The following is an 11,335-nucleotide window of genomic DNA, read 5'->3' as shown; positions in this document are numbered from 1 at the left end:
GCGACGCGACAGGCGATGCGGCTGATGGGCAGCCATTTCGTGCTCGGCGAGACCATCGAGGCGGCGCTGGCGCGGGCCCAATCACATACGGCGCGCGGCTCGCGCTATTCCTTCGACATGCTTGGCGAGGGCGCCCGCACCGCCGACGATGCCCGCCGCTATTTCGAATCCTACGCCCGCGCGATCGACGCGATCGGCAAGGCGGCCGGCGATCAGGCCCTGCCCGACCGGCCCGGCATCTCCGTCAAACTCTCCGCGCTGCATCCGCGCTTCGAGGCGGTCAGCCACGCGCGGGTGATGACGGAGCTGGTGCCGCAGCTCATCGATCTTGCGCGCCGCGCCAAGGCGTTCGACCTCAACTTCACCGTCGATGCCGAGGAAGCCGACCGGCTGGAGCTGTCGCTCGACGTCATCGCAGCTGCCTTCGCCGACCCGTCGTTCGCCGGCTGGAGCGGCTTTGGGCTTGCGATCCAGGCCTATCAGAAGCGCGCCGCTGAGGTGATCGATTATATCGATGCACTCACGCGGGCGCTCGACCGCAGGATGATGGTGCGCCTGGTCAAGGGCGCCTATTGGGACACCGAGATCAAGCGCGCGCAGGAGCGCGGGCTCGACGGCTATCCGGTGTTCACCCGCAAAGCGATGACCGATCTGAACTATATCGCCTGCGCGCGAAAGCTGCTCGCGCTGCGGCCGCGGCTGTTTCCGCAATTCGCCACCCACAACGCGCTGACGGTCGCGACCATCCTCGAACTGTCAGACGATCCCGCGAGCTTCGAATTCCAGCGGCTGCACGGTATGGGCGAAGCGCTCTACGCACAGCTCGGCGACGACAGGCCGGAGATCGCCCATCGCACTTATGCGCCGGTCGGCAGCCACCGCGACCTGCTCGCCTATCTGGTGCGCCGGCTTCTCGAGAACGGCGCCAACTCGTCCTTCGTGGCGCTGGCCGCGGATAATCGCGTATCCATCGTGGACCTGCTGCGCCGCCCGGCCGAGATCATCGGCGCCGACAATAGCGCTGCTCACTCCGGAATTCCGCTGCCGGCCGATCTCTACCGGCCGCAGCGCGAGAATTCGCACGGCATCGAATTCGGCGAGCGAGAGGCGCTCGACGCACTGACGTCTTCGATTGCCATCGAACCCAAGGCGGCGTCAGGCATGGTCGCGACATCGACGGTCGAACAGGCGAATGCCGCGGTTGCTGCCGCCCGCGGTGGCTTCAAGGCCTGGAACGGCACGCCGGCCACCCAACGTGCGGCGATCCTCGATAAGGCCGCGGACCTGCTCGAGCAACGCCGCGCGCACTTCCTCGCCTTGCTGCAGAGCGAAGGCGGCAAGACACTCGACGACGCACTCTCGGAGGTGCGCGAGGCGATCGACTTCTGCCGCTACTATGCGGCGCTCGGCCGGAGGCTGTTCGGGCAAGGCGAGGCGATGCCTGGGCCGACCGGTGAAAGCAACATGCTGGAGCTGCGCGGCCGCGGCGCATTCGTCGCGATCTCGCCATGGAATTTCCCGCTCGCAATCTTCCTCGGCCAGGTGACGGCGGCGCTGATGGCCGGCAACGCGGTGATCGCAAAGCCGGCCGAACAGACCCCTCAGATCGCAGCCGAGGCCGTCGCGCTGCTGCATCAGGCCGGCGTGCCGGCATCGGCACTGCAACTGGTCCAGGGCGACGGCGCGGCCGGCGCCGCGCTGGTCAGCCATCCCGGCATTGCAGGCGTGGTCTTCACCGGCTCGACCGGGGTAGCGCGCTCGATCAACCGGACGCTCGCTGCCAAGGACGGGCCGATCGTGCCGCTGATCGCCGAGACCGGCGGCATCAATGCGATGATTGTCGATGCCACCGCGCTGCCCGAGCAGGTCGCCGACGATGTCGTGACCTCGGCGTTCCGTTCCGCCGGCCAGCGCTGCTCGGCGCTCCGGCTGTTGTTCGTGCAGGACGACGTCGCCGACCGCATGATCGAGATGATCGCGGGCGCCGCGCGCGAACTGAAGATCGGCGATCCCTCCGCACCATCGACGCATATCGGACCCGTCATCGACGCGGAGGCCAAGCAACGGCTCGACGCGCATATCGCGCGGATGAAGCAGGAGGCGCGGGTGCATCTCGCCGGCGAGGCCCCGGCAGGCAATTTCGTCGCGCCGCATATCTTCGAGCTGTCGGCGGCGAGCCAGCTGCGTGAGGAAGTGTTCGGCCCGATCCTGCATGTCGTGCGCTACCGCGCCGAACGTCTCGGCGAGGTGCTTTCCGCGATCGAGGCAACTGGATTTGGGCTGACGCTCGGTATTCATTCCCGCATCGACGACACGATCGAGCACGTGATCGACCGTCTCCAGGTCGGCAACATCTATGTCAACCGCAATATGATCGGCGCGGTCGTCGGCGTGCAACCGTTCGGCGGCAGCGGCCTCTCCGGCACCGGCCCCAAGGCCGGCGGCCCGCATTACCTCGCGCGCTTCGCAACCGAGCAGACGGTGACGATCAACACCGCCGCCGCGGGCGGCAATGCGGCGTTGATGGCGGGCGTGGAGTGAGAGATGTGCCCCCTCCCCTGGAGGGCGAGGGTCGACTTGCATTGAGCGAAGCGAAATGTGAGTCGAGGTGGGGCGATCTCTCCGCACGGGCACCATGCGAGTGGAGAGACCGTCACCCCACCCCGCCGCTCATTTCATTCGCGTCGACCCTCCCCCTCCAGGGTAGGGTAAGAAAGTGCCGTTGCATCGTGCCCCCGAGATGGGTCAAATGGCGGTCCGATCGGGATCATCGCACGCGATAATTCCAGCTACCGGAAAAACACCAACAAGCGCCACGGGAGCGACGGCACAATGGAAAAAGGCATTTTTGACGGGCTCAAGGTCCTGGACTGCGCGAGCTTCATCGCGGCGCCTGCGGCCGCCACCGTGCTGTCCGACTTCGGCGCCGACGTCATCAAGATCGAGCCGCCCGGCGCCGGTGACCCCTACCGCAATCTGCCCAACCTGCCCGGCTATCCCGCGAGCGAGCACAATTTCGCGTGGATGCTCGAGGCCCGCAACAAGAAGAGCCTGGCGCTCGACCTCACCAAGCCCGAGGCACGCGAGGTGCTCTACAAGCTGGTCGCCGAGGCCGACGTGTTCATCACCAACATGCCGCCGCAGGTGCGCGCAAAACTCGGCATCACCCACGATCATCTCGCCCATCTCAACGACCGGCTGATTTACGCCTCCTTCACCGGCTATGGCGAAAAGGGCGAGGAGGCCAACAAGCCCGGCTTCGACTCCAACGCCTATTGGGCCCGCTCCGGCCTGATGGACCTGGTGCGCGCCGACGAGGACACCACGCCGGCGCGTTCGGTTGCCGGGCTGGGCGACCACCCCTGCGCGATGGCATTCTATGGCGCGATCGTCACCGCGCTATTCCAGCGCGAGAAGACCGGCAAGGGCTCGCATGTCTCGACCAATTTGATGGCCAACGGCGTCTGGGCCAACGGCGTGCTGGCGCAGGCCAAGCTCGCCGGCGCCAAGTTCAAGAAGCGCAAGCCGCGCGAAGAGGCGCTCAACGCCGTCACCAACCACTACAAGTGCAAGGACGGCCGCTGGCTGATCCTGTCGCTGCTCAACGAAGACCGGCAATGGCCGACGCTGGCACGCTGCATGGGCCGTGAGGACCTCCTCGCCGACGCGCGCTTCGCCACCAAGGCGGACCGCCATGCGCGCTCGGTCGAGCTGATCAAGATCTTCGACGGGGTGTTCGCCGGCAAGGATCTCGCCGAATGGCGCAAGATCCTCGACGGCAACGGCCTGGTGTTCGGCGTCGTCGGCATCCTCGACGACATCCCGAACGACAAGCAGATGATCGAGAACGAGGTGCTGGTGCGCTTCGAGAACGACACCATGCTGACCGTCAACAGCCCGATCTTCATCGACGGCGCCAAGAAGGTGCAGCCGCGCAAGCCGCCCGAGGTCGGCGAGCACTCCAATGAGATCCTGCGCCAGGCCGGCTACGACGAGGCCACGATCCAAAAGCTGCGCGCGTCCGGCGCGGTGGCATAGGACCCTGTAGCCCGGATGCAGCGAAGCGAAATCCGGGGCCAGTCCCGATTTGCTACCCGGCCCGCGCCTGAAACACTACGCTTGAGGAATTACCTCTTCAGCCAGGCCCAGACGATGGCCACAACGATGATGCCGACAACAACCGCGAGCCCGATCGCCCAGCTGCTTACGCGAACGGCACTCACCGCCTGACGCTCGGCTTCATTGGCCGCGATCTCGCGGTTGCGTTGCTTGTTGTCCTCGGAAGCACTCATCGGGCCGGTCTCCGGTCAAGAGCTGTCAGGTCCTAGGCAAGCTCGACTGTAGCATCAAATAATGACGCGGGGACGCTCCGGTTCCGGTTGGGAAACTACCGGCCCTTCACGAAGCACATGCCCATCCGTGAGGTCTTCCCCGCGACCTGGCAGGCGAGGCCCTCGGCGCAGGTCCAGCCGCGAAAGCTGCGGTCGGTCTCGGCCGGCCTGGCGCCCGGCAGATAGCAATGCGCGCCCCAGCCGTCGCTGTATTCAGTGCCGGCAAGCTCGGCGCTGGCGCGTAGTTGCGGCCGGTTGGAGAAGCCGCGCGAAAAGTCCGGCGCCTTGCCGTCGCGGAAGCTTGCGAGAATATCGCGGCGCCGAGGCTGGTCGCCGAAGAAATGCGGCGAGGCCGGCACCACGGTGGAGTTCGATGGTTTTGCCGCCATCCAGTCGACGCCGGGGAAATGGAAGCCGCCAATGCCGCGGGTCTGGTGGCAGCCGGCGCAGGTGACGTCGTTCAGGCGCCGCTCGAAGCCGGCTAGCGACTGGATGTTTTGCAGCTTCGTTCCATCGGCCGTGGCCTTCTGCAACGCGCCGACCACGTCACCTTCCGAGAACAGCGCAGGGCCGGCCGAGCCCTCGCCCTGCACCATCCCGTATTCAGGCTCCAGGTCGCTGACGTCGAAACCGGTCGGGGTCGGCGCAACCGCGCCGCGCGCGAGGAATTTGTCGGGGATCAGCAAGGTGCCGCGATCGAACTCGGCAAAATGCCTGGGATCGAGCAGCCATGTCTTGAAGTCACGCCTCAGCGCCTCCTCGGCCAGAATGCGATCGCGGTCGATCTGGTTCTCCAGCGGCGCCTCGGCAAAGCGCTTTGCCGAGGCGCCGTCATAGTCGAACACTTTCAGGAGATAGTCGGTGCGGAAGTCGCGCACCGCCGATTTCGGCGCGTGTGCGATCTGCAGATTGGTCTCGATGCGATCGATATTCCGTGCATCGATCAGGTCGAGCGGACCGTCCTTGCCGAACAGCTTGTCCATCGCCGGCGGCGTGCTGGCGGTCGCGAGCCAGCGCCGCGCGATCTCGCGGCAGCTGAGCGACGGCTCGTTGCCGTCGCCCTTCGCCTTCAGCACCAGGTTCAGCGTCATCGGCAGCCGCTGCGACACGGCGTTCTCGCCGATCAGCGGCACGTCGGTGCGGGTCAGCCGATAGATCAGCCGGATCTCGCCGCAATCTTTCGGCGCCACGTAGGCGCGGTCCATACGGTTGACGATGCCTGCGAGCACGAAGCGAACGTCTGGGGATTCAAACAGCGCGCGATCGAACAGCTGGAATGCGAAGCCGTCGCCGACGCCGATGCTCTCGTTCGGCAGGCTTGCTCTGTGGTTTCCGACATAACGATCGAACTCGCGATCGAGCGCCTCGCGCACCGGCACCATCACAGGCAATCCGAACAGATCGCGGTTGGACAGCGGCACGTCGGCGGCCCGCTCCGGCGCGAGCATCCGGCCGAGACTGAGGCGGCCATGATCGAGCTCGCGCAGGATCGCGGGATCGATCACCGCCGCGCCGCGCTCGAGCGCGCGATCCTCCGCGGCGCGCGCAAGCACGGCGCCACCGAGCAGAATGGACATCACCAGGAGGCATTTCAGCGCGCGGCTCATGCCCCACTAACACCGCACGGCAAACCCTATTCAAGAAAAAGGCGCTTCACATCGCGGTGAAGCGCCCTGGTATCGTCGCGTTTGGTCGATCAGCGGGAGACGATCAGGCCCTTGCTGGTGATGACCACCCAACGGCCATCCTGCTTCCGGATGGCGTCGACGCGGCCGAGACCCGGGACGGGATCGCCGGCATAAACCTCGTAGATGCCACCGCGGCCCTCGATCAGCGCGCCGCCATTGCCGACGTCGCGCAGCGCCCAGCCGTCGACCACCGGCATGCGGCCGACCTCGGGCCTGGGGGCCGCAGGTGCTGCCGCGGCAGTCGCCGGCGGGACCGAACCGGTCACCTCGCGGGCCGGCGTCGCAGCGGCGACGGTCGTCTGCGGGGCGCGGAGCTTGTCGACGGTCTCGCTGAGCTTGTTGAGCTTGGCCATCGGCTCGGCCTGGGCCTTCTCGACCTTTTCGATCCGGTCGTTGGCCTTGCTGAACTGGGCCTGGCCGGCCTTGGCGGTCTGCTCCACGCTGGCCTTCAGCGCAGTGACCTCGGATTCGAGCCGGGCGAGCGCGGCGTCAGCCGCTTCCTTGGCGGCGGCGTCCTTGGCTGCATCCTGGGCAGCCACATCCCTGACGGAGGCAGCGGCGGGGGCGGCGAGATGGCCGAGCCCGGCGGTCGTGAGCGCGCCACCGATGGCTCCTGCCACGGTCGCCAGCGCAATCACCGCGACCATGGCCCCGAACCGGCGCGTGCCGGCCGGTTTGGCGGCCTGCTCGGCGCCCGGCTTGGAGGCGGATGCCTCGTGGTCCCAGGTCCGGTCACCGGGCGCCATGATCATCAGCTTGCCCGGGAAACGCGGCTCTTCACGCTTGCCGGTTTCGACCTTAGGCACGTCCATGTTGGTCGGCTCGATCTGCGCGTCGATCTTGGCCTCAATCATGGGATCGAGCCGGGACGGCTCAATCTTCGGGGATTCAACCTTCGGCGCGTCCATCCTGGGCGCGTCGGCCTTTGGCGACGTCCCTTCCTGCTCGGGCGCAAGCCTGGGAGCCTCGACACCGGCCGCGGCCATCACGGGCTCGCTCTTCGCCGCCGTCTCGGCGCCGGCTTGACCGCTGACCGGCTCGCTCTGCTGCTCACTCACGTTCAAAGTCTCCAGACTGGGTTGACAATTCGGTAACTTTTATTGCTTGCGAAATGGTTACCCCGCTCCGCCATTACCTAAATTTTAGGGAGTTTTCCGGGCCGGATTTAGGCGATGTTGCCATGCGGCAGTCTGCGTCAGCTCCGTTTGCGCGCGGCGGTTTCCCGATTAACATACCGCCGTCTTCCAGCCAGAAGGCAGGAGAGCGCCATGACGATCGAGAAGTGCATCAACGAATTTGATGTCGATGACGTCATTTTTGAGGAAGGCTCGAGCGGCCGCGAGCTGTTTGTCGTGCTCGACGGCACCGTCGACATCGCCAAGATCAATGGCGGAAACAAGACGGTCATCGTGAGCCTCGGCAAGGGCGAGTTCTTCGGCGAGATGGCCGTGATCGACGGCTCGGCGCGCTCGGCAACCGCGATTGCCTCCGCGCCCGCGACGCGGGTGATGCGGATCAACCACGCCCGCTTCGTCTATCTGGTCAGCCAGCAGCCGGCGTTCGCGCTGATGGTGATGGATGCGCTCTCGAAACGTCTGCGCGCATCCAACGCCGTCACCTACCGAGCGGCGGCCACCCCATGAGCGAGCGCAAACCAACCCCGTTCAAGACGCTGTTCGAGGCCGACGTCGCCACGCTGATCCAGGCGGCCGACGACGTCTACCAGATCCGCTTCAAGAACCGTGCGGCGAATGCCTATCTCGTGCGCGGCAGCAAGCGGACCATCATGATCGACGTCGGGCTGTCGACCAACTATCCATCTCTGGTCGCCTGTCTGAACCATCTCGGCATAACGCCCGCGATGATCGACATGGTGGTGCTGAGCCACGAGCATCTCGATCACATCGGCGCGGCCTATCATTTCCACGGCAGCGCCTACATCGCGGCGCACCGGCTCGCCGCCAACAAGATCATGCTGCGCGACGACTTCTCGATGCTGCGCAAGATGTTCAACGAACCGAACGTGCCGATCGACATCGACATCTGGCTCGAGGAAGGCAATTTGATCGACCTCGGCAATTTCCGCCTCAACGTAATGTACACGCCGGGCCACACCTCGGCCTGCATCTCGCTGTTCGATCAGGACAAGGGGCTGCTGTTCGCCGCCGACACGTTGATGCCCGGCGGCGTGATGGGCGGCGTGTTCGGCTCCGGCTCGATCGCCGACTACATCCAGTCGCTGGAACGGCTGAAGGGCCTCAACTCGAAGATCCTGCTGTCGGGGCATGGCCGGCTGTCCGACACGCCGCAGGACGACGTGCGGATCGCGCTGCAACGCTCGCATGCCCTGCTCGAGGACACCGCGCAACTGTTCGATGCACTCGACGCGCGCTCGAATTTCGAGCCGATCATGCAGTCGGTGCGTGACCTCAACAAGCTCGACGATTAACGCCCGGACCCAGCCAAGCGGCCCGTTGTGGCCTGCCATGACTTTGCTCTAGGATCGGGGCGGAACGATCAAAATCATGGACTCGGCGATGCAAGCCGTTGCCGACAGCGGGGAGACGAAACGAATGCAGGCTGACACGATGGCGCAGATGCGCCGCCGGGTGGTGATCTCCTCCACGATCGGCAATGCGCTGGAATGGTTCGACTTCACCGTTTTCGGCCTGTTCGCCGGCATCCTGAGCAAGCTGTTCTTTCCGGCGGACAATCCGCATTCCTCGCTGCTGCTGACCTTCGCGACATTCGGAATCGCCTTTGCAGCCCGGCCGTTGGGTGGCCTGGTGTTCGGGCTCTATTCCGACAGACACGGCCGCAAGAAGGCGCTGGTCGTGATGATATCGCTGATGGCTGTCGGCACCGGCCTGCTCGGCCTGCTGCCGACCTATGGCGCGATCGGAATCGCGGCACCGCTGCTATTGCTGCTGGCGCGGCTGATCCAGGGCTTTTCCGCCGGCGGCGAGTTCGGCAGCGCCAGCGCGATGCTGATCGAATTCGCGCCGCCTGGCCGGCGCGGCTTCTACGGCTCGTTCCAGATGGTGTCGCAATCGCTGGCGTTTGGCCTCGGTGCCGCGATGGCGATCGGTCTCAATCTCGGCCTGTCGCCCGACGCCTTCGCGAGCTGGGGTTGGCGCGTGCCGTTCATCCTCGGCATTCTGATCGGGCCGACTGGATGGTACCTACGCCAAAGGTGCGACGAGTCGCCCGAATTCCAGGCGTATCTCGCCGAGAGGGCCGCGACGGCGCAGCCGAGCAGGCAGACCACGCTCGGCCAGTTGTTCTCCGAACATCCACGCGAGTTGATCGCCTCGTTTTGCCTGATCGCGGCCGGTACGGCGATCAACTACGTCAATGCGATCTTTCTGCCGACCTATGCGGTCGCCGAGCTGAAGCTGCCGATCCTGAATGCACAGCTTGGCCTGCTCGTCGTCAGCCTCATCAATGCGGCGGTGGCGGTGGCCAGCGGCGCCCTCTCCGACCGCATCGGCCGTCGCGCGGTCCTCGCTCCGGCGCTGATCGTCTACAGCGTGCTGTTCTATGTGATCTTGCAGCGGCTCGTCGCCGCCCCGACCACCGCGAACCTCTGGCAGTTGCAGATCGTCGCGGTCCTGCTCGGTGCCCTGGCCGGGCCGATGCCGGCCTTCATGACCGAGATATTTCCCGTCGGCGTGCGCTCGACCGGAGCATCGCTGATGTACAATCTCGCCGTGATGCTGTTCGGCGGGCTGGCGCCGTTCATCAACACTTGGCTGGTCCAGGTGACGGGCGACAAGGCTGCGCCCGTCTACTACATCCTGTTCGCCGCGGCAGTGGGCCTCGTGGGTCTGTCGGTCTATCGCGGGCGACCGTCCGTGCCGGGAATTGCAACTCAACCGGCGCAATGACCTCCGTCGGCAGGCGACAAGCAGACCATGCGGTCGGCGCGCGACCGGTACGACGACTGATGCTGGCGCGTGCGCGACCGCACATGTGACGCTTAATTTGACAAATCCGCGCATGGCCTGTTCAACAACGGCAACAACAACACCGAAGAACAGGGAGCAAGGACCATGAAGCTTTACGACTCGATCGGACCCAATCCGCGCATCGTGCGCATGTTCATGGCGGAGAAGGGCATTGAGATCCCCAAGCAGGCCGTCGACCTGCGCAAGGGCGAGAACCGCGAGGAAGCGCATCTGAAGCGCAATCCGCACGGCCAGATGCCGGCGCTCGAGCTCGACTGCGGCAACTACCTCTCGGAGATCACGGCGATCTGCGAATATCTCGAGGAGAAGCACCCCTCGCCCGCCATGATCGGCAGCACGCCGGAAGAGCGCGCGGAGTGCCGGATGTGGACGCGCCGCATCGATCTCAACATCGCCGAGCCGCTCGCCAACGGCTATCGCTTCGGCGAGGCGCTGAAATTCTTCGAGAAGCGCATTCCGGTCGCCCCCGAGGCCTCGCCCGGGCTGAAGATGATCGCCGCCAACCGCATCAAATGGCTTGATAACCAGATGGCGGATGGCCGCGACTATATCTGCGGCAAGCGCTTCACGCTCGCCGACATGCTGCTCTATTGCTGGCTCGATTTCGGCAACCAGGTCGGCCAGCCGCTGGACCAGGCGAACGCCAACATCGTGGCCTGGTTCAACCGCGTCGGCGCGCGGCCGTCGGTGAAGGCGTAGGGGTCTTCTTATTCTTATCCTCCCCTGGAGGGGGAGGATGAAGAGCACCGGACCAAATCGTTGGTCGCTCAAATCACCACCGGCTTGTCCGGCAGCTCGTTCGGGCCTCCGGCGACATGCGGGAAGTACCGCGCGAGCTCCCGCGACACCGCCTCGATCCCCTTGATCACGCCGTGCTCGAACCGGCCTGCCCGAAAGTCCGTTTCCATCGCGCGGCAAATCGCTTCCCAGCCGGCGCGGCCGACCTTCGCATCGATGCCACGATCGGCGACGATCTCGACGTCGCGGTCGGCGAGCAAAAGATAAATCAGAACACCGTTGTTGTGATGGGTGTCCCAGATCCGCAAGTGCGCGAACACGTCGAGCGCCCGCTCCCGCGCCGGCTGATTGCGGAACAGCGGCACGCCGTCGAGCGCGCCCTCGACGACGAAGCGGATCTGGCCCGAATGCGTGGCCTCGCCGGCCTTGATCGCCTGCTCGATCGCGTCGAGCACGCGCGGCGGAAACTCCCGCCGCACGCGCCAGCGGTGTTCGAGCAGATGCTTGCCGATGCGCTTGATGCTCATATGCCTACCAGCTCCCCGAGGCGCCGCCGCCGCCGAAGCTGCCGCCTCCGCCGCTGAAGCCGCCGCTGTCGCTCGAGCTCGAG

10 protein-coding genes are annotated in these 11,335 nt (G+C 65.6%); 6 read left to right on the top strand and 4 right to left on the bottom strand.

All coding sequences use genetic code 11. The annotated features are described in order from the left end of the window. Window positions 1-2,541: bifunctional proline dehydrogenase/L-glutamate gamma-semialdehyde dehydrogenase PutA (gene putA / locus H8B02_RS39480; RefSeq protein WP_229171124.1), on the top strand; the 2,541-nt coding region annotated here is incomplete at its 5' end. A gap of 291 nt (window positions 2,542-2,832) precedes the next feature. Next, window positions 2,833-4,038, top strand: coding sequence for a CaiB/BaiF CoA transferase family protein (locus H8B02_RS39475; RefSeq protein WP_229171123.1), 1,206 nt, complete (start codon window positions 2,833-2,835; stop codon window positions 4,036-4,038). Between the two features lie 89 nt (window positions 4,039-4,127). On the opposite strand, the gene H8B02_RS39470 is transcribed toward H8B02_RS39475, so the two are convergent. The 3 genes from H8B02_RS39470 to H8B02_RS39460 all read right to left on the bottom strand — a co-directional run bounded on the left by H8B02_RS39470 (window position 4,128) and on the right by H8B02_RS39460 (window position 7,083). Further along, entirely contained in the window at window positions 4,128-4,292 is a 165-nt protein-coding gene (locus H8B02_RS39470; protein ID WP_229171122.1) for a hypothetical protein, read from the bottom strand. Between the two features lie 95 nt (window positions 4,293-4,387). Beyond that, window positions 4,388-5,938, bottom strand: a complete 1,551-nt coding sequence (locus H8B02_RS39465; protein ID WP_229171121.1) for a hypothetical protein — start codon at window positions 5,936-5,938, stop codon at window positions 4,388-4,390. A gap of 89 nt (window positions 5,939-6,027) precedes the next feature. Further along, window positions 6,028-7,083 (bottom strand): hypothetical protein, encoded by a 1,056-nt coding sequence (locus tag H8B02_RS39460; protein WP_229171120.1) that lies wholly within the window; start codon window positions 7,081-7,083, stop codon window positions 6,028-6,030. Window positions 7,084-7,287: 204 nt separating this feature from the next. Here H8B02_RS39460 and H8B02_RS39455 point away from each other — a divergent pair, with 204 nt between their 5' ends. The 4 genes from H8B02_RS39455 to H8B02_RS39440 all read left to right on the top strand — a co-directional run bounded on the left by H8B02_RS39455 (window position 7,288) and on the right by H8B02_RS39440 (window position 10,686). After that, on the top strand, window positions 7,288-7,662 hold the full coding sequence (locus tag H8B02_RS39455) for a Crp/Fnr family transcriptional regulator (RefSeq protein WP_212319448.1): 375 nt from the start codon (window positions 7,288-7,290) through the stop codon (window positions 7,660-7,662). Then, window positions 7,659-8,468: an MBL fold metallo-hydrolase gene (locus H8B02_RS39450; protein ID WP_229171119.1), complete on the top strand. Its 810-nt coding sequence runs from the start codon at window positions 7,659-7,661 to the stop codon at window positions 8,466-8,468. Before H8B02_RS39455 ends, H8B02_RS39450 begins: the two co-directional genes overlap by 4 nt. Window positions 8,469-8,592: 124 nt before the next feature. After that, on the top strand, window positions 8,593-9,906 hold the full coding sequence (locus H8B02_RS39445; RefSeq protein ID WP_229171118.1) for an MFS transporter: 1,314 nt from the start codon (window positions 8,593-8,595) through the stop codon (window positions 9,904-9,906). A 165-nt stretch (window positions 9,907-10,071) separates the two neighbouring features. Continuing rightward, a complete protein-coding gene (locus H8B02_RS39440) occupies window positions 10,072-10,686 on the top strand; it encodes a glutathione S-transferase family protein (RefSeq protein WP_229171117.1) in 615 nt (204 codons plus the stop codon). 68 nt (window positions 10,687-10,754) lie between these two features. On the opposite strand, the gene H8B02_RS39435 is transcribed toward H8B02_RS39440, so the two are convergent. Then, window positions 10,755-11,252 (bottom strand): TPM domain-containing protein, encoded by a 498-nt coding sequence (locus H8B02_RS39435; protein ID WP_229171116.1) that lies wholly within the window; start codon window positions 11,250-11,252, stop codon window positions 10,755-10,757. Window positions 11,253-11,335 lie beyond the last annotated feature (83 nt).

The sequence above is a fragment of the Bradyrhizobium altum genome (genome assembly GCF_020889705.1).
GTDB classification, from domain to species: Bacteria; Pseudomonadota; Alphaproteobacteria; order Rhizobiales; family Xanthobacteraceae; genus Bradyrhizobium; species Bradyrhizobium altum.
Note: the sequence above shows the minus strand (reverse complement) of the source record. Positions and strands in the feature narration are given on the sequence as shown.

What these genes read in the sequence shown, in the direction of transcription:
- H8B02_RS39475 (WP_229171123.1), top strand. Translation starts at nt 2,833, where the DNA reads ATGGAAAAAGGCATTTTTGACGGGCTCAAGGTCCTGGACTGCGCGAGC.
- H8B02_RS39470 (WP_229171122.1), bottom strand. Translation starts at nt 4,292, where the DNA reads ATGAGTGCTTCCGAGGACAACAAGCAACGCAACCGCGAGATCGCGGCC.
- H8B02_RS39465 (WP_229171121.1), bottom strand. Translation starts at nt 5,938, where the DNA reads ATGAGCCGCGCGCTGAAATGCCTCCTGGTGATGTCCATTCTGCTCGGT.
- H8B02_RS39455 (WP_212319448.1), top strand. Translation starts at nt 7,288, where the DNA reads ATGACGATCGAGAAGTGCATCAACGAATTTGATGTCGATGACGTCATT.
- H8B02_RS39450 (WP_229171119.1), top strand. Translation starts at nt 7,659, where the DNA reads ATGAGCGAGCGCAAACCAACCCCGTTCAAGACGCTGTTCGAGGCCGAC.
- H8B02_RS39445 (WP_229171118.1), top strand. Translation starts at nt 8,593, where the DNA reads ATGCAGGCTGACACGATGGCGCAGATGCGCCGCCGGGTGGTGATCTCC.
- H8B02_RS39440 (WP_229171117.1), top strand. Translation starts at nt 10,072, where the DNA reads ATGAAGCTTTACGACTCGATCGGACCCAATCCGCGCATCGTGCGCATG.
- H8B02_RS39435 (WP_229171116.1), bottom strand. Translation starts at nt 11,252, where the DNA reads ATGAGCATCAAGCGCATCGGCAAGCATCTGCTCGAACACCGCTGGCGC.